Here is a 22,494-nt window from a genome sequence, read left to right on the forward strand (position 1 = left end):
CGAGTGAGAGGAGGGCGACGATGATCGCCTTGGAGTATCACGACAATTGTTGCGGCCTGGCCGACCCGCTCACTCCTCTCGCGGCGGCGGCCCTACCCGACGGCGTGCCCAGTTCGTCGGCGGGCGCGGCGTCGAGGGGCGACAGTGTCGGCGCGCAGACCCACACGGTGTTCGACGGTCACCGGCCGGATTTCTGGACGGTGGGCAGGCCGGGCCTGCGGGACATCGAGGTGTGCATCGAAGGGACCCGCGCCGACGGCGCGATCAGTCTCGGTCTGGTGGTCAACGGCCTGGACTGCAGTGGTGTTCCGATCGACCAGGCGCTTTCGCTCGCAGACGCCCGGGGGGATGCGGGCGTCTGCGGCGTTAGCTGCCGGGGAGGCGGACACCTCAAAGCCAGTTAGCAAACGGCGCAAGGCTTTTCCGCGAGGCCGTCGTCGCCGATCTGTGTCAGGGGGTCTCGGTCACGGCGGCGGCGGAATCCACCGCTTGCCGTCCGTGGTCCACCCGCAGGGCAGATAGTTCCAATGTGCCGGCGGATTGGGGTCGAAACTCAGGCACTTCGGTGCGTAGAACGAAGGGGCGGGCGGGGGAGGCGGCGCCGGTTGATTCTCGGCGCTGGCGGTAGCCCCGCTGAGCAGCACGGCCCCAGCGGCCATCAGTGTCGCGACTAGCTTCCGCATCGCAGGCTCGGCAGATCGTATGCCCCAACGAAGCGACGGGCGCTACGTTTCTTCCCTCACACGCATGTTATGGATGGTAGTCCTCTTCTCCGGCTTTCGCGCGCAACTCGAGTGGTGACTGCCGACCAATTGGCGGCGACGGGGCCGGCCGGCCGGCCAGATGCGCCGCGGCGCCCGGCCCCGGCGCGCCTCCCCGGTGGCGCCCGCGGAGTAGCGCGGGACACTAGACGAAGTGGATGAACGCAAGCTGGACATCGCGTCACAACGAAAAGTACGATCGTGTTCTGTTCATCTACTTGTAGAGCGGGGATTTTCTTGCGGCACAAAGCCGTGCAAGCAGGAGCGTTGCAATGAGGTCTCTGGAGGGCAGCTCGCCGTCAGTGTTTGCGGCGAGCGCCTGTGGAATCGCCTTGCGCCGCCTGGGGCACGCCCCGGTGCCGGCCGGTCACCTCACCCGGGGACGGCCCTTCCTCGCCGCGTTCATCGCCGAGCAGACCCGTCAAGACAGCTGGCGCGCAATCGAAGTCATCACGGATACCCATAATTGCCGCGTCGAGTCATACCTGCAGCGTCGAAGGCATCGCCCGTGGCGCAGCAGGGGATCCTAACCATTCGAGGTTGACCCTTTCATGTCGTGACCGGCGTTGCGCGACAACGCCGGCGGCGTCGGCTATCACCACGGCCCACGAACTGCCGTAGCCACGTCGCAAGGTTCTCCGAGTTCCCTGCCGGAATTCCTGGTCGCGGACTGTGATTCGTCGAATCGATGTGCGAATCAACAACTTACGTCAGAGCACTCGACCGGCCGCTCGCAGCCCGGTCACGAGCCGGTCGGTATTGCACCCCCGGCACCGAAAGCGAATCGGGCTCGCGACGCCGGGCCGCAAATAATTTTCCAATCAGTAAACCGGTACTGCGGCCGGTGCGGGTTTGCCTCGAGGTGCGACCGCCGTGCCGCTGAATCAGGTGGGATAACAATGGATTTCGGATTCCTACCGCCGGAAGTCAACTCCGGCAGGATGTACGTCGGCCCCGGCGCCGGCCCGATGCTGGCCGCCGCGGCGGCGTGGGATGGGTTGGCCGTCCAGCTGCACTCCGCGGCGGCGTCGTACGAGTCGGTGATCGCGAGCCTGACCGGTGATTGGCGAGGCCTCTCGTCGGGCATGATGGCGGCGGCGGCAGCGCCGTATGTCGCGTGGATGAGCTTGACCGCCGCCCAAGCCGAGCAGGCCGCCGATCAGGCGCGAGTGGCGGTGGCCGCCTATGAAGCCGCGTTCGCCGCGACCGTGCCGCCGCCGATCGTCGCCGCCAACCGTGCGCGGTTGATGGCGCTGATCGCGACCAACCTCCTCGGTCAAAACACTCCGGCGATCATGGCAACCGAGGCCGAGTACGCCGAGATGTGGGCCCAGGATGCCGCGGCGATGTACGGCTATGCCGGTTCCTCGGCGGCCGCCGCTCAGATGACGCCGTTCACCCAGGCGCCGCAGACCGCCAACCCGGCCGGGACGGCGGCACAAGCCGCTACCGTCGCCAACGCTGCCGGCGGGTCGGTCGTGACCCACACGCAATCGGCTCTGCCGCAACTGATGTCCGTCGTGCCTCAATCACTGCAGAGCCTGACCACGCCTGCTGCTGCTGCTGCCGACCCCCCGTCGCTGCTGTCGGCTCTCGACTCGGCGCTCACGGGTCCACTGGGCCCAGTGTCGCTCTTCGGCATCGGCGGCAGCCCTTATCTGCTGGGCGTCGAAAACTATCTGGTGCCACAAAACGTGGCCAATGTGAACAGTGCCAGGCAGCGGCTGGACCGCGACCGACTCAAGCTGGCCCAGCTCGGCGGCGGGGCCGAGCCGGGCAACCGCGTGGTCGGCTCACCGAGGCCCGGTGGTGCCGAAGTTCCAACGGGGATAGGCCGAGCGGCCATGGTCGGGCGCCTGTCGGTGCCACAGGGATGGGCCGCCGCCGCCCCGGAAGTTCGGCCGGTCGCCATGGTGTTGCCACAAACCACAGTCGCCGGTGCGCCGGCGGCACTGGCGGCAGAGGGGCAGGGGTCGCTGTTCGGCAATATGGCCGCTTCGGGTCTGGCCGGGCGTGCCGTGGCTGCCGCCGGCGGTGGTTCTACTCGCGGAATGAGCCTCGGGGGCAGCGCATTCGGGCGGGCGGCAACTACCGCCACCATCATCGTCATCAACGCCGACGACGCGCGGGACTAGCTGCCGTCGCCAATATCGAGGAGCAGCAATGGATTTTGGAGCCTTACCCCCGGAGATCAACTCCGCTCGGATGTATGCGGGTCCCGGTTCGGGGCCGATGTTGGCCGCCGCGTCGGCGTGGGATGGCTTGGCCGCTCAGCTGCACTCTGCGGCGGCAGCGTACGACGCGGTGATTTCCAACCTGGCCAGCGGTTGGCAGGGGCCGTCGTCGGCGGCCATGGCGGCCGCGGTTGCACCCTACGTGGAATGGATGAGTCTCACCGCCGCGCAGGCCGAGCAGGCCGCCGCGCGGGCCAGGGCGGCGGTGGCCGCCTACGAGACCGCGTTCACGGCGACGGTGCCCCCGGTGGCGATCGCGGAGAACCGCAGCCGGCTGACGGCACTGGTGGCGACCAATGTGCTGGGCCACAACGCTGCCGCGATCGCGGCCACGGAGGCGGAGTACGGGCAGATGTGGGCGCAAGACGCCGCGGTGATGTACGGCTACGCCGGATCCTCGGCGACCGCCGCGCAGATGACGCCGTTCGACTCGGCGCCACAAACCACCAATCCCGCCGGAGCGTTCGGTCAATCGGGCGCCGTCGCCCAGGCCGCCGGCGTCGCTCCGGCCAACGCGCAATCCGCCCTGTCGCAGTTGATGTCCTCGACGCCGCGAACCTTGCAAAGCCTGGCAGCGCCGGCTGCATCCCCCGCAGCGGATCCGTCGTCGTTGGCGACATGGCTGAACAACCTGAACTCCACACCGCTGGCGCGGATCGCCGCGAACGTCGAGTTCGTCACCAAAGCCATTCGTCCGGTGAACGACACGTTGCTCAGCCTGAGCTTGGGCCTGGTGGTGACGGCACGGACCTGGAGCGACACGGCGGTCGACCTGGAGGGACCGCTGTTCGCCGCGCTCGGCTCGAGCACGCAGGCGGCCACGACGGCCGGCGCGTCCGCCGTGTCCGCAAGTGTCGGCAGCGCCGGCCTGGCAGGAGCGTTATCCGTACCGCCGAGCTGGGCGGTGGCCAGCCCGGGGATCAAGTTGGCCGCCACCTTGCTGGAGTGCACCAGCGCGGCGGCAGCGCCGACGGTCATGGCGAGCACGAGTGGTCTCGCTGGCGAAATTGCCCTGGCGGCCTTGGCCGGAAGCGCCCTGGGCGGTGCGGTGCCCCGCGGGATCACCGGAACCGCCCTGCGGGGGGTGGGACGCCGGTCGGACGACGACGCCGACACGCCGGACAAGCTGAAGACCGTCCTGGCGGAACTGCAACAGGCGCCCGAGGCGGTTCAGCACTGGCATACCGACAAGGCGCACCTGGAAAGCCTTCTAGACCAGCTGGCCAAGAAACCGGGCGTCCATGCCGTGCACTTGTCCTCTGCCGAGAAGTCCAAGGCCACACCACCCCGGGCCACCTGGGGGTAGCCAAACGTGGGCTCGGCCTGTGGCGCCGCTAGGCCGCGCGGCGGCGATGCCACGGTGCGTGCGCCGACGCCATCGTCAGGTCGCGCGCGTCGGCCGGCAGGTGAGACACCGAAGCCAAGGCCTCGTCACCGCTGCGCGGGCGGGCGTCGCGATGAATCCACCAGGCGGCCGTCATACCCACGAAGCCGACCGCCAAGGCCAATACGATTACGACGTCCCCGAAGGCGAGCAACAAGATTGTGCCCGCGATGATCCACAGTGTCTCGGCGATCGGGTAGCGGGCGCCGAAACGTCCTCCGGTGGGGGTCTGCATGTCAGCCTCGCTAGGTGGGGTCACCGTTCGTTGAGTGACTAGGTGTTGCAACACCTGGACGATCGGAAGGTTGCCCGATCGGGCGACGACGTGACCCAACTCACCACCCGGCTCACGCCGTCGAGGCGCCGGCGCGATTCTGGTTTGCCAACGCGGCAAGTCCCAAGCCGAGAAACAACGCCGCGCCGCCGCCGGTGATGACGGCACCGGCCGGCGGCAGCGTCTGGCGTTGGACGCCGCGTAGCGCCCCGATGACGTCCAGTGCGTCGGTGAGCAGCCCAAGTTGTAGCGCGCGGGTGCGCAACCGCGGAGAGGCATCCGTGACGGCGAGGGCCAGCGTCAATTCGCGAGACCCGAACAGCTGGGTGGTGAAGGGCTGCCGCTCGGCGCCGGCCAGCCCAAACAGGCGCGCGGCCTTGGCCGGAGCCGCCCATGCGGTCACGCCGGTGGCGAAGCGCAGCGCGGCGAATGTCGGGATGAGAACGCGGTTCGGTGAGGTGGTCATCCGACCATCCTCTTGCGCCGTGCCGCCGATTCATACCCCTCGCCGGACTGGCCATGACAGTGGCGGCCCGTCACACATTATGCGGTGCCCCCGGCAGGATTCGAACCTGCGACACCGGCTTTAGGAGAGCCGTGCTCTATCCCCTGAGCTACGAGGGCGGACGGGCCTGAGCTTACCGGCAGGCCGACCCCTGAATCGCCACGGCGGTCAGCGCAGTTCGGCGATCACCTTCGAGAAGTTCTCGATGTTGTTGTCCTGCACGGTGAAGGACGAGACGCCGTACTTCTCCCGGTACCCGGACAAGGTGTCGGCGATCTCGCGCGGCGAACCGCTGAGCACCGAGGGCTGCGACAGGATCTCCTCGTCGGACAGATCCGGCGAATAGGCGCGGGTCAGCTTGAGGTCGGGCTCGGTCTCGCCGGCCCGCGGCATCGCGGTGATGGCCAGATTCAGCTCCAGCGAGTCGAACCGATCTCCGGCGGCCTTGCGGACGAAGTCGACCCGCTCGGCGAACGGGTCCTCGACGTCGCGCACCCTGGATCCGGTCAGCCCGATGATGTCGGCGTTGCGGGCGGCGATCGTCAGCACCCGATCGCCGTTGCCGGCGATGATCAGCGGCGTCGACGGGTGGTGCGCTTTCAGGTACTTCGTCATGTGTTCGAGGTAGTCGACCCGCTCGCGGGCGCTGGGATACGGGATCTCCGCGGCTTCGAACTCCTCGCGGACGTAACCGGTGCCCAGCCCGATCTCCAGGCGGCCGTCGCCGAGCAGGTCCAGTGCCTGCATGTCCCGGCTGAGCAGGGCCGGCTTGTAGAACGCCGAATTGAGCACATACATGCTCAGCCGCAGCGTCGTGGTGGCCATCGCGACCGCGGTCAGCGTCGGGAAGGGCGCGGCGGCGCCCAAATGGTCGGGCACACAGAGGATGTCGAAGCCGGCGTCCTCAGCGCGCTTGGCCTTGTACAGCAGGGCATCGCGCGACTTGAAGAACCGCATGCTCATTCCGAAGCGAAAATCCTTGGCCACCAACATTCTCCGTTCAACGATGCGATATCGACCAACTGCGGGCGGCGTCGGCCAACCCCTGGATCAGGGCGCTGGTGACCGACGACAAACCGTCGTCACCCGGCAGCGGGCTGCGCGGGCTGATCCCGCGGACCCGCGCCGAGAGCTCCAGCTGGGTTCCACCGGCACGCACCCGGTTCACCGGGTTGCGCGGATGCAGGCCACGCAGTTCCGGTGGGATCTCGTCGAGGTCGGTGATCAACTGGTAGCCGTCCAGCCGGACGTGCCGGGCCAGGTGGGCGGCCAGCGCCCGGTTGCGGCCCCCCGCCAGTAGCTGGGTGCTGCGGCCGTCGCGGCCGTACCCGTGCAGTGACACCGCGACGTCCACATGGTCGAGGAACTCGGCGAGCCGCGGTGATTCGGCCGGGTCGAACAGCGCCGACGCCAGGTGGTGCGGGTAGCGATCGGGATGGCGCACCACATACACCGACGCACCGGCCTCCTCGGCGGCGCGTTCGGCGATGACGTCCGTCATCTCTTCCAGCCCACCGCCGTGGATCGCCAAAAAGCCGAAACGCGAACGCAATTGGCTGCTCTCCGTCACCCCGGGCTCGCTCAGCAACACCGAAAACGATTGCGGCCCAGCCCCGGACGTCGACGATTTCAGGCGGGGCCAGCCGGCCGGATCCCAGCGGCGCAAGAAGTCGACCCAGCGTTGCGGCAACCCGTGCTGGGTGGCGCCGTCGATGATTTTGGGTAGGTAGCCCGGCCGCGGTGGGCCCGGCGTCACCCGGTGGTCGATGTACACCCAGGCCGGCGCCGGTCCGTCGTCGGTGTGCACGGTCATTTCGTCGCGCCGGTAGCGCACCGGCACACCCTCGGCGCTGTCCAACGTCGCCAAGTCACCGTCGGAGATCTGCCAGACCACCCCGTAAACCTGGTTACCGGCGAGCGGTTCGACGGTGGCCACGCCGCGCTGGTTGATCAGCCAGTCGTGGTCGGCCAGCACCGCCGGCCGCGGATCCGCGGCGTCGGGGCAGCGCTGCGCCATCTGACGGACGCATAGGTTCGACCCGTATGCGAAGTAAAGGTGCCGGCGGGCCGGCATTCAGCCGGTCACCGTCAGCCAGATGAGCACCACGTTAAGCAGACTAATCAATACGCCGACGGCCCAGCCGAGAATGGTGATGATGCGGTGATTGACGTCGCCGCCCATCAGGCCGCGATCGCTGGTCAGCTTGATCAAAGGCAGCACGGCAAAAGGTATTCCGAACGACAAGACCACCTGGGACAACACCAGCGCGCGGGTGGGATCGAACCCCACCGCCAGGATCACCAGGGCGGGCACCAGGGTGATCAACCGGCGCAGCACCATGGGGACCGAGCGGTGCAGCAACCCCTGCATGATCATGGCGCCGGCGTAGGCGCCCACCGACGACGACGCCAGACCCGATGCCAGCAGCCCGATCGCGAACAGCACCGCGATGGTCGCGCCCAGCGTGTTGTGGATCGCGGAGTAGGCACCCTCGATGGAGGCGCTCACGTCGCGGTGCTGCAGGTTGATCGCGGCGATGATCAGCATCACGGCGTTCACCGTGCCGGCGACCGTCATCGCCAGCACCACATCCCAGCGGGTGACGCGCAGCAGCAGGCGCCGGTGTGACCCCTCGTCGGGATGGCCGTGCCGGTCCAGGACCAGACCCGAATGCATGTAGACCGCGTGCGGCATGACGGTGGCGCCCAGGATGGCGGCCGCCAACAGCACGCTTTCGGTGCCGTGGAACCGGGGCACCAGGCCGCCGAGCATCTCCTCAGGAGGGGCGGTCTTGACAAAGAAGCTCGCCGCGAACCCGACCGCGATCACCAGCAGCAGGCCGGTGATGACGCGCTCGAAGATGATCTGTCCGCGCCGATCCTGAATTCCCAACAGCAGCAAGGCGACCAGGCCGGTGATCACGCCGCCCACCAGCAGCGGCAGGTTGAACAGAATGTGCAAGGCGATGGCCCCGCCGACGACCTCGGCCGCATCGGTGGCAATGGCCACGAGTTCGGCCTGAGCCCAGTAGACGAGCCGAGCCGGGCGGCCCATCCGCTTGCCGATCGTGGCGGGCAGGGAGCGCCCGGTGACCAGCCCCAGCTTCGCCGACAGGTACTGCACCAGCCCCGCCAGCACGTTGGCCGCCACGATCACCCACAACAGCAGGTAGCCGTACTGCGAGCCGGCGCTGACGTTGGCCGCGACGTTTCCGGGGTCGACGTAGGCGATCGCGGCGACGAACGCGGGCCCGAGCAAGTACCAGTTGCCCTTGAGCGAGCCCTGGGTGCGCTGCCCCAACGTGCCGACCTCGATTCACTTCACCGAATAAGAAAGTGAGGGTAGTCGAACATCTGGGCGCGACCCGCAGCGGCTAGGGCGTTTCCCGCCCGTCGCGCATCACTGCGGCAGGTAGAGCCCCTTGCCGGTGACCAGCGGCAGGTCCAGGGTGGTCACGATGCCCGGTTCGGCGGCGATCACCGCGGGGATCGCGTTGACGACGCGCATCGCGGTCGCCACCAGGCCGGCGTGGTTGTGGTCGCCCTTGCGGCTGCTCAGACAGACATCCATGGCGTAGGACGGCTCGCCGGTGATCTCGATGCGATAAGAGCCGCCTTCTTGGGCCGGCTGCGGCCAGTCGGGACACAGGTCCTCGCGCAGCCGGGTGACGTGTTCGAGGACGACGACGGGGTGGCCGTCGACCTTGCCGAACACCTCGAAGCGCAGCGCCGCGGCGGTGCCCTTGGCGATATGGCCCGAGGCGATGTCGAAGTCCTCGGGGGCCGGGATGCGCACGTAGTCCTGGGTGACCTCGTCGAGCGCAACGCCCAGGCCCGCCGCGATCTGACGGATCACCGATCCCCACGCCAGGCTGAGCACGCCGGGCTGCAGCAGCATCGGGATGTCGTCCAGCGGCTTGCCGAACCCCATGACGTCGAACATGACCGCGGCGCTGTCATAGGTGGCGTAGTCGACGATCTCCATGCACCGGATCTGCTGGATGCTCTGGCAGGTGCCGGCCAGCGCCAGCGGTAACAGGTCGTTGGCGAAGCCGGGATCGATACCGTTGACATAGAGGCTCGAATTACCTTGTTGCGCAGCCTCTTCCAGGGGCTTGATGAGCTCCTCGGGAATCACCTGCCACGGGTACTGCAAGAACACCGGGCCACTGCCGACGATGTTGATGCCGGCGGCCAGGACGCGCCGGTAGTCCTCGAGCGCCTCGGGCAGCCGGTTGTCGGCCAGCGCGTTGTACACGGCGCACTGCGGCCCGGTGGCCAGTACGGCATCCAGGTCGGTGCTCGCCAGCACGCCGGTCGAGTCGGTAAGTCCCGCAAGTTCTGCCGCGTCCTTGCCGGCCTTTGCTTCGGACGAGACCCAGACGCCTTTGAGGTCGAACTCCGGATTGGTGATGAGCGCCCGCAGCGCGTGGATACCGACGTTGCCGGTGCCCAATTGGACGACGGGGATGGGCATGACGTGCTCCTCAAGTGGTCAGGGGTCACAGATCCGGGACGGGGATGTCGAGGTTGGGGAAGGTGAGGCCGCCGTCGACCTCGAGCGTCTTGCCGGTGAGGAAGCTGCCCGCGGGCGAGGCCAAATAGACTGCGGCAGCGGCGATGTCGACGGGGTCACCGAGGCGGCGCATCGGTGTGGCCTTCTCCATCGGTGCCCGTAGTTCATCGTTGGAGGCAACCACGTCCAACGCGGAGGTCAGGATCGAACCCGGGGCGATCGCGTTGACCCGAATCCGCGGGCACAAATCCAGGGCGGTCAACCGGGTGTAGTGCGACAGCGCGGCCTTGGCGGTGCCGTAGGCGGCGAAACCACGCCCGGCCAGCCGGCCCATGGTCGAGGTGATGTTGATGATGCTGCCGCCGTCGGAGTGCTCCAGCATCAACGGCACCGCCGCCAGCGTCAGCGCGTGGGCCGTGGCGACGTTGAAGGTGAAGGCGTCCTTGAGATCCTTCGTCGAGGTGGTCAACAGCGTGTTGGGCATGGTCCCGCCGACGTTGTTGACGACGATGTCTAGTTTTCCGAAGGCCTCGACGGCCTGGCCGGCGAGCTCCGCGGTGGACTCCGGGTGCGCCAGGTCGGCGGCCACCACGTGGGCCCGCCGCCCGACGCCGCGGACCTGCTCGGCGACGGCTTCTAGTTGTGATTCCGTGCGCGAGGCGATGAGAACATCCGCACCCGCCTCGGCGAAGGCCAGCGCGATGGCCGCCCCGAGGCCACGGCCTGCACCGGTGATGACGGCGACTTTGTCGTCGAGACGGAACCTGTCAAGGATCATGGCGGCCTCTCTTCGTTTCGGTGTTCAGCCGACACGGTAGCAAGCCGCGCCGTCTCGGAACGGGCATTTCTGGAACAGGTTCTACTTTTGCATACGGGGTCAACGCCACCCGAAGACGAAGTCTGCCCGCACCCGGCCCCACCCTCACCGGCCGGGACAACGACTTGGGCGTGGACACCTTCTCGTTCTATAGGCCGACCCGGGCGGGGTCTTACCCGATCGTGGTGGTCAGCTACGAGGTCGTGTGTTCGAAGTACCCCGACCCCCAGGTGGGTGCGGCGGTGAAGGCGTTTCTGCAGAGCACCATCGGGAGCGGGCAGAACGGCTTGGCGGACAACGGCTACATCCCGGTACCGGCGCCGTTCAAGTCCCGGCTGTCGGCTGCCATCGACGCCATCGCGTGATTCGCCGAACGGGCCCTCGCCGGATGGGCCATTTTCTTTGCTGCCCCGCGCTTTCCAGGTGACACCGCGTTCGGCCCCCGCCCACGTCGACGCCGGTCGCCGACGCGTTCAGCGGCGATCGCCGAACAGTTTGCTCATAGTTAACCTTGTTACTGTTAGCTTCGTGGCTGCGAGACGGGCCGGTCGGGGCGCAGCGTTACCGACCGGCGGCGATGCTGTTTCATCCCTACCGTAAGGAAGCGAATTGAAACTCAACCGATTTGGCGCCGTGCTCAGTGTCGTCAGCGCCGCAGCGCTGGCGCTGTCCGGATGCGGAAGCGACAACAACGGGACCGGCGCGAGTGCTACCAGCGGATCCGCATCGGGCAAGGTGAGCTGCGGCGGGGCGAAGACCCTCAAGGCCAGCGGTTCGACGGCCCAGGCCAATGCGATGACCCGCTTCGTCAACGCGTTCGAGCAGGCCTGCCCCGGCCAGACGCTGAACTACACCGCCAACGGTTCGGGTGCGGGAATCAGCGAATTTAACGGTAAGCAAACGGATTTCGGCGGTTCGGATTCGCCCCTGGCGCCGAAGGAATACGCCGCGGCGCAACAACGATGCGGTTCGCCGGCGCTGAATCTGCCGGTGGTATTCGGTCCGATCGCCATCACCTACAACGTCACCGGCGTCAATTCGCTGAGCCTGGATGGCGCCACGGCCGCGAAGATCTTCAACGGCGCGATCACGACGTGGAATGACCCCGCGATCCAGGCGCTCAATCCCGGCGTCACGCTGCCCGCCGAACCGATCCACGTCGTGTTCCGCAACGACGAATCCGGCACCACGGACAACTTCCAGAAGTACCTCGATGCCGCCGCCAACGGCGCGTGGGGCAAGGGTGCTGGAAAGACGTTCAAGGGCGGGGTCGGCGAGGGGGCCAAGGGCAACGACGGCACCTCGGCGGCGATCAAGGCCACCGAAGGATCCATCACCTACAACGAGTGGTCGTTTGCCCAGGCGCAGAAACTGAACATGGCCAAGATCGTCACCTCGGCCGGCCCGGACGCGGTGTCGATCAGCGCCGACTCGGTGGGCAAGACGATTGCCGGCGCCAAAATCGCCGGCCAGGGTAACGACCTCGTGCTCGACACGCTCTCGTTCTACAAGCCGACCCAGGCCGGTTCCTACCCAATCGTGTTGGCGACCTACGAGATCGTCTGCTCGAAGTATCCCGACGCCCAGATCGGTACCGCGGTCAAGGCGTTCCTGCAGAGCACCATCGGCGCCGGGCAGAATGGCCTGGCCGACAACGGCTACATCCCGATCCCTGACGCGTTCAAAGCGAGGTTGTCTGCTTCCATCAACGCGATCACATAACCTGAGGTGGTCGTGACACGAGGAACAGCAATCAGCCCGTCGACCACGGAGAAGCCGGCACTCACAGCGCTGAGTGAACACGTGGGACGGCGTGCCGATCGACTGTTCAAGCTGATCGCCGCCGCCGCCGGTTCGACGATCGTGGTCGCGATCCTGCTGATCGCGGTGTTCCTGTTGCTGCGTGCCGTCCCGTCGCTGCGCGTGAACCACGCGAACTTCTTCACCAGCGCCAAATTCAGCACCAGCGACCCGCACAACCTCGCGTTCGGTATCCGCGACCTGCTGATGGTCACGGTGCTCAGTTCAGTCAGCGCGCTGGTGCTGGCCGTCCCCGTCGCGGTCGGCATCGCCGTGTTCCTCACCCAGTACGCGCCGAAGCGGCTGGCGCGTCCGTTCGGCGCGGTGGTGGATCTGCTCGCCGCTGTGCCGTCGATCATCTTCGGGCTGTGGGGGATTTTCGTGCTGGCACCGCAGATCGAGCCGGTGGCGGCGTATCTCAATCGCCACCTCGGCTGGTTTTTCCTGTTCAAGCAGGGCAACGTCTCGTTGGCCGGCGGTGGGACCATCTTCACCGCCGCGGTGGTGCTCTCGGTGATGATCCTGCCGATCGTCACCTCCGTCTCGCGTGAGGTGTTTCGGCAGACCCCGCACATCCAGATGGAAGCGGCCCAGGCGCTGGGCGCCACCAAATGGGAAGTGGTGCGGATGACCGTGCTGCCGTTCGGCCGCAGCGGTGTGATCGCGGCCTCGATGCTCGGGTTGGGGCGTGCGCTGGGCGAAACCGTGGCGGTACTGATCATCCTGCGGTCGGCCGCCCGCCCGGGTAACTGGTCGCTGTTCGACGGCGGCTACACGTTCGCCTCGAAGATCGCCTCGGCGGCCGCCGAGTTCAGCGAGCCGTTGCCCACCGGGGCGTATATCTCGGCGGGGTTCGCGCTGTTCGTCTTGACGTTCGTCGTCAACGCGCTCGCGCGGGCGATCGCCGGCGGCAAGGTCAACGGATGACCCGCGCCGGCGACGATGCAGAGCGAAGCGATGAGGAGGAGTGGCGCTCGTGACGGCTGAAGCGCTCGACCGGCCGGTCAAGGTCGAGGTGTTCAGGCCGCTGAGCTTTCGGCGCCGGATCACCAACAACGCCGCGACCATCTTCTTCCTCGGCTCGTTCTGCGTCGCGCTGGTGCCGCTGATCTGGGTGCTTTGGATCGTCATCGAACGCGGCTGGTACGCCGTGACGCGGTCGGGGTGGTGGACGCATTCGCTGCACGGCGTGCTGCCGGAACAGTTCTCCGGCGGGGTGTACCACGCGCTGTACGGCACGCTGGTGCAGGCCGGGGTGGCCGCGGCCCTGGCCGTACCGCTGGGACTGATGACCGCGGTGTTTCTGGTCGAATACGGATCCGGGCGCCTGGTGCGGCTGACGACATTCATGGTCGACGTGCTCGCCGGGGTGCCCTCGATCGTGGCGGCGCTGTTCATCTTCAGCCTCTGGATCGCCACGCTGGGCTTCCAGCAGAGTTCGTTCGCTGTGTCGCTGGCGCTGGTCTTGCTGATGTTGCCGGTGGTGGTGCGCTCCGCCGAGGAGATGCTGCGGCTGGTGCCCGACGACCTGCGTGAAGCCAGCTATGCGCTCGGTGTGTCCAAATGGAAGACCATCGTGCGGATCGTCTTCCCGATCGCGATGCCTGGCATCGTGTCCGGCATCCTGCTGTCCATCGCGCGGGTGATCGGCGAAACGGCGCCGGTGCTGGTGCTGGTCGGCTACAGCCGGTCGATCAACCTCGACATCTTCCACGGCAACATGGCTTCGCTGCCGCTGCTGATCTACACCGAGCTCACCAACCCTGAACACGCGGGCTTCCTGCGGATCTGGGGTGCGGCGCTGACGCTGATCATCATGGTCGCCGCCATCAACATCGTTGCCGCGCTGACCCGTTTCCTCGCCACGCGCAAACGCTGAGTGGGCTTACTTCGACGACGCTTTTGAGGCCGTCTTCTTGGCGGGAGCCTTCTTGGCGGCCGTCTTCTTCGCCGGGGCCTTTTTCGCCGCGGCCTTCTTCGCGGGCGCCTTCTTCGCGGGTGCCTTGCCGTTACCGGAGCGCGCCTTGACGCTGGCTTCGAGCTTGGCGAGCAGGTCGGAGACGTCCTCGGTCTCGTCCAGCTCCTTCGGCTTCTCCTCGGTGGTAAACGCCTCTCCGCCTTCGAGTTTGGCTTGGACCAGCTCGTGCAGCTGCTCCTGGTAGTCGTCGTGGTAGCGGTCGGGGTTGAACTCCTCGGCCATCGAATCCACCACCTGCCCGGCCATTTTGAGCTCGGCGGGTTTGACCTCGACCTTCTTGTCCAGGATCGGAAAGTCCGGATCGCGAATCTCGTCGGGCCACAACAACGTGTGGATCACCATCACGTCGCGTTTGCCGAAGTCCTTGACGCGCAAAGCCGCCAGCCGGGTCTTGTTGCGCAGGGTGAAATGCACGATCGCCATCCGATCCGTCTCGGCCAGCGTCTTGGCCAGCAGCACATAGGATTTCGACGACTTCGAGTCGGGCTCCAGGAAATAGCTGCGGTCGAACAACATCGGGTCCACGTCGCTGGCCGGCACGAACTCCAGCACCTCGATCTCGCGGCTGCGCTCCTCGGGGAGGGTGGCGATGTCGTCGTCGGTGATGATGACCGTGCGGCCGTCGTCGGATTCGTAGGCGCGGGCGATGTCACGGTATTCGACGACCTCGCCGTCCACCTCGCAAATGCGCTGGTATCGGATGCGGCCGTTGTCCTTGGCGTGCACCTGGTGAAACTTGATGTCGTGATCCTGGGTGGCGCTGTACACCTTGACCGGGACATTCACCAGCCCGAACGCGATGGAACCCTTCCAGATGGAGCGCATGCAGATCAGTATGCCCGGCGGGCCTGCGGCAAAACAGCACGACGAGGCTACGACCTTCGTCGTTGGACCGGGCCCGCGCACCGACGGGAGGCGCCCCTAGCGACCCGAAGCGGCATCCAGCGCAGCCCGGTCCGGCAGGTCAGCTCCCGCGCGGGCGACGGTCAGCGCCGCACACATGCTCGCCGTCTCGAGTGCCGCGGTCAGCGCGTCCACATCGATTTCGCGCAACGCGGGGCGCCGGTCACCGCCCAACGATTCCGATTCCCACAGCGCGTCGAGCAGGCCGGCCATGAAGGAGTCGCCGGCCCCGACGGTGTCGACCACGCGGACCGCGCGGGTCGGCACCCGGGCCACCCCGGCCGCGCAGAAAGCCACCGCGCCGCGGTCGGCCATCGTCACCGCCACGATCGCGGGCCCCAACCGCAGCCACGTCTGCGCGATCTGCTCGGGCGGCTGCGTGGGGTCGATCCAGCGCAGGTCTTCCTCGCTGACTTTCACGATGTCGCTGCGTTCGACCAGATGCTCGATGCGCGCGACGGCCGGCTCCCGGTCGGCGATCAGCGACGGCCGCACGTTGGGATCGAAGGTGACGGTGGCCGAGACGCGATAGGTATCGATCAGCGCCGCCACCGCCAGGCAGCCCGGATCCTGCACGGCGGCTATCGATCCGGTGTGCACGAAAAGCGGCGGCGCGACCGGCGGGGTTCCGGAGAGCCGCCAGTCCAGATCGAAAACATAGTCGGCCGAGCCGTCTTCGGCGATCGTTGAACGCGCGGTCGCGGTGCGCCGCGCCGTTGTGCTATCCGAAAGCAGTTGCACGCCCGCGGATTCGACGTAGTCCGCGATGCGCCTGCCGTACGCGTCGTCGGCGATGGAGGTCAGGAAGTCGACCTCGCGGCCCAGCCGGCCGAGCCCGACGGCGACGTTGAGCGGGCTACCGCCGACATGCTCGTCGGCCCCGACGATGTCGATCAGCGACTCGCCGATGACCAGGCCACGGGTCATCGCACCAAGGCCTCCAGCGTCGCGCGGGCGCCCTTGTGGTGCAGCGAGTCCAACGCCCAGGTGTAGGCCTGGACGAAGCGCGGCTGGTGGGCCAAATCGCCGAACACGGCCGCGATTTCGATGAACGCCGTGGGATTCTCGTACTGCGAACGCGCGATCGGGATCAGCGAATCCGCAAGTCGATCCACCACCTCGTACGGTTTACCCCATTCGTCGGTGCCTTCGGCGTAGCGGGCCCAGCTCGCCACCACCGCGGCGGTCACCTGAACCGGGCCGTCGCTGGCCAGGTTGTCGCAGATCACCGGGATCAACCATTTCGGAATGCGATCCGACGAATAGGCACACAACCGCGACACCGTGTCGCGCACGCCGGGGTTGGAGAACCGCTCGACCAGCGTGCGGGTGTAGTCGTGCAGGTCGATCCCGGGCACCGGCGGCAAGGTCGGGATGGCCTCGGATTCAAAGTAGGCAAGCAGGAATTCGGCGAACAACGGATCGCTCGCGGCCTCGTGGACGAAAGTGAAGCCGCACAGATGGGCGAAGTAGGCCAGACACTGATGGCCCGCGTTGAGCAGTCGCAGCTTCATCAGCTCGTACGGGGCGACATCGTCGACCAGCAGCACGCCCGCCTTTTCCAGCGGCGGCCTGCCGTCGGCGAAATCGTCCTCGAGTACCCAGGCGGTGAACGGCTCGGCCACCACCGGCCACCGGTCATTGATGCCGAAATCGCGCCGCACCTCGGCGGCCATCTGCAGGGTCGTCGCCGGGGTGATCCGGTCGACCATCGAACTCGGGAACCGGGCGCGTCCATCGATCCACTGCGCCAGTGCGGGGTCCCGGCTTTCGGCGTTCGCCAGCACGGCCCGCCGGGCGATCTCACCGTTGTTCTCGATGTTGTCGCACGACACGATCGTCGGCGCGGGAAGCCCACGCCGGCGACGCCGGTCCAGGGCCTCGACGATCAACGCGAAGGCGGGCCCGTCCGGGTCCCGATACCCGCCCTCGGTGATGGTCAGCGAAATGATCCGGGTGGCCGGTGCCGCAAGCACTTCCACCGCCGGCTCCGGATCGTCGGGGGCGTAGTGGTAGTCGATGATCGAGCCGATCACGTGGGCGTCCCGGCTGCCGTCGGGCTTTTCCAGGATGAGCGTATAGAGCCCGTCCTGATCGTCGAGCACATCGCGCATCGTCCAGTCGGCGGGCATCACCCCGACCCCGCAGATGCCCCACTCGCGCGCCAGGCCCTGCTGCAGCAGCAGATTGAGGTACGCGGCCTGATGCGCGCGGTGGAAATGACCCGCGCCGATATGCGCGATGCCGACGGTCACGCTGCCGCGGTCGTAGGTCGGCGCCTCGATCGGCAGCGTGGCGAGCGTCGCATTGTTCAGATTGATTCCGCCAGCCTCCATTGGCCAACTCCTCCCCGGGTCAGTGCCCGGATCGTCACCTGGCTACCGAACCTCCACCCGGTGCGGCCGACAACAGTAGGGCATCGGCGATAGCGTGCCACGAATCTGTTATCGCGACTGCACCGGCCTCGATCAATTCCTCACGGCGACAATCCCGTTCGTCGGGCGGCACGAACATCAGGTTGCCGATGGTGGCGTAGCCGGCCGCGACCGCCGACGTCACGCCCGCCACCGAGTCCTCGATGGCCAGCCCTTGTTCGGCCGCCACGCCCAGCACCTGGCCGCAATGCAGGTACACCGCGGGATCGGGTTTGCTTGTCGGCACCGGAAGAGAATCCTCCGCACTGAACGTCACCGCCTCCGATAGCAGCGCGTCCAGACCGGTGGCGGCGAAACAGGCACGCAACCGCTTGGTGGCGCTGGAGCTCACGGCCGCCAGCGCGTAGCGCGTTGCGAGTTCTCGCAGCGGCTCCAGCACCTGCGGATCGGGGGTCAGCGTGGCGGCCAGATGAGCGGTGACCCGTTCGCGCTCCTCGCCCACCCACTGCTCGAGTTCGTCGGCGGACAGCGCGTTGCCGCCCGCGAGGTCGTCGGCGTTGGCGATCACCGCCGCGGGACGGCCCCGGGCCAGGGACTGCTCGAGCGGCACGACGCACTGCACCGCCAGGTCGAGGGCCGTGGTGCGGAAGTTCTTCCCGACGGCTCGCTTGCGCAACTCCTCGGAGCTGAGCGGGGCGGTCACGCCGAACCTGGCCAGGAAACGATTGGTCACCTCGGTCGAGGCGTCGAAAGCCGGCCGTTCCGAACCGAACAGGTTGTCGTCGGCGTCGCACAGCAACGTGGTGATCGGCGCCGGGTCGAAGGCGCGCACGAAGGTCAACCCGCCGGTCATCGCGACACCAACTCCCGCTCGTCATTGCGCATCGCGTCCCGCAGCGTGGGCACCACACCGCGCACGTCGATATCGGCGATCATCGCGCCCAGGCGCTGGGAGAAGCCGGGAACCGCGCGCACCTCGGCGAACATCTCATGCCCCAGGAGCGGATCCGGGTTACTGCGTGCCATGTTGGCCAACCTAGCGACCGGAATCGCCTGCGAGTCTTCCAGGCGCAGCTTGCGCCCGTTGAGGTCGTGGCCGCGCATGTAGCGCGCCCATCCGGCGACGGCCAACATCAGCAGCGTGTGCGGCCTGCCCTGGGCGATGGCCTCCTGCAGCGAGGGCAGCACGAACGTCGCGATCTTGTTCGTTCCGCGCCGCGCCAGCCGCGAAAGCTGGTCACTCATCCGGGGGTTGCTGAGCCGATCGAGCAAGGTGCCCCGGTACTCGGGGGTGTTCATGCCGGGAACCGGGGGCAGCAGCGGCTGAATCTCGTCGCGCAGGAGCTTTTCGACGTAGTCGAAGATGATGCGGTCCCGCATCGCCTCGTCGGTGCGCTGGTAGCCGGCCAGGGTGGCCAGGCAGGCAAGCGCGATGTGGGTTCCGTTGAGAAGACGGGTTTTGATCAGCTTGTGATCGCTGACGTCGGCGACGAACTCGGCGCCGACCTCGTCGAGCGGTGGTCGCCCGTTGCTGAACGAATCCTCGATCACCCACTGGCGATGCGGCTCGGTCACCACCGGCCATTTGTCGGCGACGCCGAACGTCTGCTCGACGAATTTGCGCTCGGACTTGGTGGTTTGCGGGGTGATGCGGTCGACCATGGTCGACGGGAACGCGACGTGCGTGTCGATCCAGCGGGCGAGCCCGGGGTCCTTCAACGCGGCGAACGACACCAGCGCGGTTCTCGCGGGCTGGGTGTCGCCGGGAACGTTGTCGCAGCACAGCACCGTGAAGGGGGCGATGCCGGCGCGGCGGCGCCGATCCAGGGCTTCGGCCAGGTATCCCCACGTGGTGGCGAAGCCGTCGGAGGAGACGAGGTCGGCGCGCACGTCGGGGTGGTCGGCGTCGAACTCGTCGGAGACCGGGTTGAGGAAGTATCCGTTGTCGGTGATGGTCAGGCTGACGATGCGGGTTTGGGGGTCTGCCAGGGCGGCACGCACGGCCGCGCCGTCGTTCGGTGCGTAATGCACGGAGCCGATCGAGCCGACCACGCGGGCGGTCTGGCGGTCGTGGCCGCGCTGCACGACGGTGTACAGCCCGTCCTGGGCCGACAGCAGGTGTTTGACGTCGGGGGAATGCAGGCTGACGCTGGTCACCCCCCAACGCCCAGAGATGCCCGAGCGGGCCAAGTCGTCGAAGTAGACGGCCTGATGTGCGCGGTGGAAATTGCCCGCGCCGATGTGGACGACTCCTCGGCCGAGGGCCGACCGGTCGTAGGTGGGGATGTCGACGCGTTGTGAATGCAGTCGAAGCGTCGCATCGCTGAGTGGGACGCCGCTGTTTCGACGCCAAGGGGAGGGGACTACGTCAAACATTGTGTGTCTGTGCCCCGGGTCGATCGGCAATCTAACCCCTTCGTTAGTCATGTCACAAAAAAAGTCGACTGTGACACGATTAGTGGAGGTCAAAACGGTTAACACGCGCGAAACGCGTAGGTTGACAACATGGCACCGCGGGTGAAACTGACCAACGCCGACAAGGTGCTGTACCCCGCCACCGGCACCACCAAGGGCGAAATCTTCGACTACTACACGCAAATCGCCGAGGTGATGATCCCGCACGTCGCCGGCCGTCCGGCCACGCGCAAGCGGTGGCCCAACGGCGTCGACGAAGAGTCCTTCTTCGAAAAGCAATTGGCCGCATCGGCGCCCGACTGGCTGCCGCGCGCCAGCGTGACCCATCGATCCGGAACGACGACATATCCGATCATCGACAGCCCCACCGGTCTGGCCTGGATCGCCCAACAGGCCGCGCTGGAGGTCCACGTGCCCCAGTGGCGCTTCGTCGCCGAGTGGACCCGTAGCCGGGCCGAGGAATTGAAACCCGGACCGGCGACCCGTCTGGTGTTCGACCTGGACCCCGGTGAAGGCGTCACGATGGCTCAGCTGGCCGAGGTGGCGCACGCCGTCCGTGAACTGATCACCGGGATCGGGCTGACCACCTATCCGCTCACCAGCGGAAGCAAGGGCCTGCACCTGTACACGCCGCTCGCCGAGCCGGTGAGCAGCAAGGGCGCGACGGTGTTGGCCAAACGTGTTGCGCAACAACTGGAAAAGACGATGCCCAAGCTGGTGACGTCGACCATGACCAAGAGCCTGCGCGCCGGAAAGATCTTCCTGGACTGGAGCCAGAACAACGGCTCCAAGACGACCATCGCGCCCTACTCGCTGCGCGGACGCGAACAGCCCACCGTCGCGGCACCGCGCACCTGGGCCGAACTCGACGACCCGTCGCTGCGCCAACTTCGCTATGACGAGGTGCTGGAGCGGGTGGCCCGCGACGGCGACCTGCTTGCAGAGCTGGACGAGGATGCGCCCGTTCCGGATCGGTTGACGAAATACCGCAGCATGCGCGACGCTTCGAAAACTCCCGAGCCGGTACCCGTGGCGAAACCCGCTGTCGGACAAGGCAACAGCTTCGTCATCCAGGAACACCACGCCCGCCGGCTGCACTACGACTTCCGGCTGGAACGAGACGGCGTGCTGGTGTCCTGGGCGGTGCCGAAGAACCTGCCCGAGACCACGTCGGTGAACCACCTCGCGGTCCACACCGAGGATCATCCGTTGGAATACGGCGGTTTCGAAGGCATCATTCCCAAGGGCGAGTACGGCGCGGGCAAGGTGATCATCTGGGACTCCGGAACTTACGAGGCCGAGAAGTTCAACGACTCCGCCGAAAAAGGGGAGGTGATCGTCAATCTGCACGGCAGCAAGATCTCCGGACGCTACGCGCTGATCCAAACCAACGGCGATCAGTGGCTGGCGCACCGGATGAAGGACCAGAACGTTTTCGAGTTCGACACGATCGCCCCCATGCTGGCCACCCACGGCTCGGTGACGGCACTCAAGGCGAGCCAGTGGGCATTCGAAGGCAAGTGGGACGGCTACCGGCTGTTGATCGAGGCCGACCACGGCGCGCTGCGGGTACGGTCGCGCCGCGGCCGCGAGGTCACCCGGGAATATCCCGAATTACAGTCGCTGGCAACCGATCTCGCCGCGCACCATGTGGTCCTCGATGGCGAAGCGGTGGTGTTGGACGGCTCGGGTGTGCCCAACTTCCACGAGATGCAGAACCGCGGCCGCGGCTCCCGCGTCGAATTCTGGGCGTTCGACGTGCTCTACCTCGACGGCCGCTCGCTGCTGCGGGCCCGCTACTCGGACCGGCGCAAGGTGCTGGAAATGCTGGCCGCGGGCAGCGCTCTCATCGTTCCCGAACTGCTGCCCGGAGACGGCGCGCAGGCGCTGGAGCATTCGGGCGAGCGCGGCTGGGAGGGCGTGATCGCCAAGCGGCGTGACGCCACCTATCAGCCCGGGCGGCGCTCGTCGTCGTGGATCAAGGACAAGCACTGGAACACCCAGGAAGTCGTGATCGGCGGCTGGAAGGCCGGGGAGGGCGGACGCAGCAGCGGCATCGGCTCACTGCTGATGGGCATCCCCACCGCCGACGGCCTGCACTTCGCGGGGCGCGTCGGCACCGGGTTCACCGAACGCGACCTGGCCAACCTGAAGAAGACGCTGGCTCCGCTGCACACCGATGAATCCCCGTTCCACCCACCGCTGCCCCGCAGCGAAGCCCGGGGCGTGACCTACGTGGAGCCGGTCCTGGTGGGTGAAGTGCGCTATAGCGAGTGGACCCCGGATAACCGGTTGCGCCAATCGAGTTGGCGGGGGCTGCGCCCGGACAAGGAAGCAAGTGAGGTGGTACGCGAGTGAAATGGGTTACCTACCAAGGCGATGACGGCGAGCGCGTCGGGGTCCTGTCCGGCGACACCATCTACGCGCTGCCGCCGGGGGTGACGCTGCTCGAGCTGATCGCGCGCGGCGCGGACGGATTGCGGCGGGCGGGGGACGAAGCGCAGCGCACCCCGTCGGCGACCGTCCCGCTCG

At 67.2% G+C, this 22,494-nt stretch carries 20 protein-coding genes, 1 tRNA gene and 1 pseudogene; 8 read left to right on the forward strand and 14 right to left on the reverse strand.

Translation table 11 applies throughout. The features are described 5' to 3' along the window. Nucleotides 1-20 precede the first annotated feature (20 nt). Nucleotides 21-404 carry a hypothetical protein gene (locus A5659_RS08475; protein WP_067025248.1) on the forward strand — a complete coding sequence of 128 codons (384 nt, stop codon included), beginning with the start codon at nt 21-23 and terminating at the stop codon, nt 402-404. A gap of 60 nt (nt 405-464) precedes the next feature. On the opposite strand, the gene A5659_RS26860 is transcribed toward A5659_RS08475, so the two are convergent. Next, complete coding sequence (locus A5659_RS26860; protein ID WP_082972386.1) at nt 465-683, reverse strand: hypothetical protein; 219 nt, start codon at nt 681-683, stop codon at nt 465-467. A 977-nt stretch (nt 684-1,660) separates the two neighbouring features. On the opposite strand from A5659_RS26860, the gene A5659_RS08480 reads away from it, so the two are divergent. Beyond that, a complete protein-coding gene (locus A5659_RS08480; protein WP_067025245.1) occupies nt 1,661-2,896 on the forward strand; it encodes a PPE family protein in 1,236 nt (411 codons plus the stop codon). Between the two features lie 28 nt (nt 2,897-2,924). Further along, nucleotides 2,925-4,301 (forward strand): PPE family protein, encoded by a 1,377-nt coding sequence (locus A5659_RS08485; RefSeq protein ID WP_067025242.1) that lies wholly within the window; start codon nt 2,925-2,927, stop codon nt 4,299-4,301. 28 nt (nt 4,302-4,329) lie between these two features. Here the strand turns inward: A5659_RS08485 and A5659_RS08490 are convergent, their stop codons facing one another. From A5659_RS08490 to A5659_RS08525, 8 genes are all read right to left on the reverse strand, one after another. After that, the gene (locus A5659_RS08490) at nt 4,330-4,614 is read right to left on the reverse strand and encodes a hypothetical protein (RefSeq protein WP_067025240.1); all 285 of its coding nucleotides are present in this window, start codon (nt 4,612-4,614) and stop codon (nt 4,330-4,332) included. 112 nt (nt 4,615-4,726) lie between these two features. Beyond that, nucleotides 4,727-5,119: a hypothetical protein gene (locus A5659_RS08495; protein ID WP_067025237.1), complete on the reverse strand. Its 393-nt coding sequence runs from the start codon at nt 5,117-5,119 to the stop codon at nt 4,727-4,729. An 85-nt stretch (nt 5,120-5,204) separates the two neighbouring features. Continuing rightward, nucleotides 5,205-5,277 (reverse strand) — tRNA-Arg (locus A5659_RS08500). A 49-nt stretch (nt 5,278-5,326) separates the two neighbouring features. Next, a complete protein-coding gene (locus tag A5659_RS08505; RefSeq protein ID WP_067025234.1) occupies nt 5,327-6,151 on the reverse strand; it encodes an LLM class F420-dependent oxidoreductase in 825 nt (274 codons plus the stop codon). Nucleotides 6,152-6,158: 7 nt separating this feature from the next. Further along, nucleotides 6,159-7,232 carry a poly-gamma-glutamate hydrolase family protein gene (locus A5659_RS08510; RefSeq protein WP_067025232.1) on the reverse strand — a complete coding sequence of 358 codons (1,074 nt, stop codon included), beginning with the start codon at nt 7,230-7,232 and terminating at the stop codon, nt 6,159-6,161. Continuing rightward, entirely contained in the window at nt 7,233-8,474 is a 1,242-nt protein-coding gene (locus A5659_RS08515) for an Nramp family divalent metal transporter (RefSeq protein WP_197497951.1), read from the reverse strand. 84 nt (nt 8,475-8,558) lie between these two features. Next, nucleotides 8,559-9,635 (reverse strand): diacylglycerol kinase, encoded by a 1,077-nt coding sequence (locus tag A5659_RS08520; protein WP_067025225.1) that lies wholly within the window; start codon nt 9,633-9,635, stop codon nt 8,559-8,561. A 25-nt stretch (nt 9,636-9,660) separates the two neighbouring features. After that, nucleotides 9,661-10,452 (reverse strand): SDR family oxidoreductase, encoded by a 792-nt coding sequence (locus A5659_RS08525; protein WP_066878698.1) that lies wholly within the window; start codon nt 10,450-10,452, stop codon nt 9,661-9,663. A 149-nt stretch (nt 10,453-10,601) separates the two neighbouring features. Here A5659_RS08525 and A5659_RS08530 point away from each other — a divergent pair. From A5659_RS08530 to pstA, 4 genes and pseudogenes are all read left to right on the forward strand, one after another. Beyond that, a pseudogene (locus tag A5659_RS08530) lies at nt 10,602-10,856 on the forward strand (phosphate ABC transporter substrate-binding protein PstS); the annotation flags it as partial. A 244-nt stretch (nt 10,857-11,100) separates the two neighbouring features. Continuing rightward, entirely contained in the window at nt 11,101-12,213 is a 1,113-nt protein-coding gene (gene pstS / locus A5659_RS08535; protein ID WP_066866738.1) for a phosphate ABC transporter substrate-binding protein PstS, read from the forward strand. Between the two features lie 30 nt (nt 12,214-12,243). After that, a complete protein-coding gene (gene pstC / locus A5659_RS08540) occupies nt 12,244-13,218 on the forward strand; it encodes a phosphate ABC transporter permease subunit PstC (RefSeq protein ID WP_156748919.1) in 975 nt (324 codons plus the stop codon). A 49-nt stretch (nt 13,219-13,267) separates the two neighbouring features. Then, entirely contained in the window at nt 13,268-14,170 is a 903-nt protein-coding gene (gene pstA, locus A5659_RS08545) for a phosphate ABC transporter permease PstA (RefSeq protein ID WP_066866841.1), read from the forward strand. 6 nt (nt 14,171-14,176) lie between these two features. Here the strand turns inward: pstA and A5659_RS08550 are convergent, their stop codons facing one another. From A5659_RS08550 to A5659_RS08570, 5 genes are all read right to left on the reverse strand, one after another. Then, on the reverse strand, nt 14,177-15,094 hold the full coding sequence (locus A5659_RS08550; protein ID WP_066866734.1) for a Ku protein: 918 nt from the start codon (nt 15,092-15,094) through the stop codon (nt 14,177-14,179). Between the two features lie 96 nt (nt 15,095-15,190). Further along, nucleotides 15,191-16,099 (reverse strand): carbohydrate kinase, encoded by a 909-nt coding sequence (locus A5659_RS08555; protein WP_067180372.1) that lies wholly within the window; start codon nt 16,097-16,099, stop codon nt 15,191-15,193. Continuing rightward, nucleotides 16,096-17,508: a mannitol dehydrogenase family protein gene (locus tag A5659_RS08560; protein WP_082975980.1), complete on the reverse strand. Its 1,413-nt coding sequence runs from the start codon at nt 17,506-17,508 to the stop codon at nt 16,096-16,098. Before A5659_RS08560 ends, A5659_RS08555 begins: the two co-directional genes overlap by 4 nt. A 34-nt stretch (nt 17,509-17,542) precedes the next feature. After that, nucleotides 17,543-18,400 (reverse strand): HAD family phosphatase, encoded by an 858-nt coding sequence (locus A5659_RS08565; RefSeq protein ID WP_067025219.1) that lies wholly within the window; start codon nt 18,398-18,400, stop codon nt 17,543-17,545. Next, nucleotides 18,397-19,923 (reverse strand): mannitol dehydrogenase family protein, encoded by a 1,527-nt coding sequence (locus A5659_RS08570; RefSeq protein ID WP_067180376.1) that lies wholly within the window; start codon nt 19,921-19,923, stop codon nt 18,397-18,399. The genes A5659_RS08565 and A5659_RS08570 overlap by 4 nt, the downstream gene beginning before the upstream one ends. A gap of 129 nt (nt 19,924-20,052) precedes the next feature. Here A5659_RS08570 and A5659_RS08575 point away from each other — a divergent pair, with 129 nt between their 5' ends. Further along, nucleotides 20,053-22,320, forward strand: coding sequence for an ATP-dependent DNA ligase (locus tag A5659_RS08575; RefSeq protein WP_066878710.1), 2,268 nt, complete (start codon nt 20,053-20,055; stop codon nt 22,318-22,320). The last annotated feature ends 174 nt before the right edge of the window (nt 22,321-22,494 follow it).

It is taken from the genome of Mycobacterium sp. 1165196.3 (assembly GCF_001673415.1).
Lineage (GTDB): Bacteria > Actinomycetota > Actinomycetes > Mycobacteriales > Mycobacteriaceae > Mycobacterium > Mycobacterium europaeum_A.